Genomic DNA, 318 nt, shown 5'->3' with positions numbered 1-318 from the left:
ATAACAACAGCAACTCGTTGTGTTTATTGGAATATATCGGAGACACCTGAGGGCATCGAGCTGCATCGCCGCCACCAACAGCGAGATCGCCCGCTCACTCGATCATGGGCAGGAGCTGGTCGATGGACTTCTTGGCGTCGCCATAGAACATGCGGGTGTTTTCCTTGTAGAACAGCGGGTTCTCGATGCCGGAATAGCCGGTGCCCTGGCCGCGCTTGGAGACGAACACCTGCTTGGCCTTCCACACCTCCAGCACCGGCATGCCCGCGATCGGCGAGTTCGGGTCCTCCTGCGCCGCCGGGTTCACGATGTCGTTCG

1 protein-coding gene is annotated in these 318 nt (G+C 59.7%); it reads right to left on the bottom strand.

Annotated features, from left to right (window positions below; translation table 11 throughout):
* Positions 1 to 94: 94 nt before the first annotated feature.
* Positions 95 to 318: NAD(P)(+) transhydrogenase (Re/Si-specific) subunit beta (locus IT40_RS26570; protein WP_036759676.1), on the bottom strand; the 224-nt coding region annotated here is incomplete at its 5' end.

It is taken from the genome of Paracoccus versutus (genome assembly GCF_000763885.1).
GTDB classification, from domain to species: Bacteria; Pseudomonadota; Alphaproteobacteria; order Rhodobacterales; family Rhodobacteraceae; genus Paracoccus; species Paracoccus versutus.
This window is presented reverse-complemented; position numbering and strand designations above follow the sequence as displayed.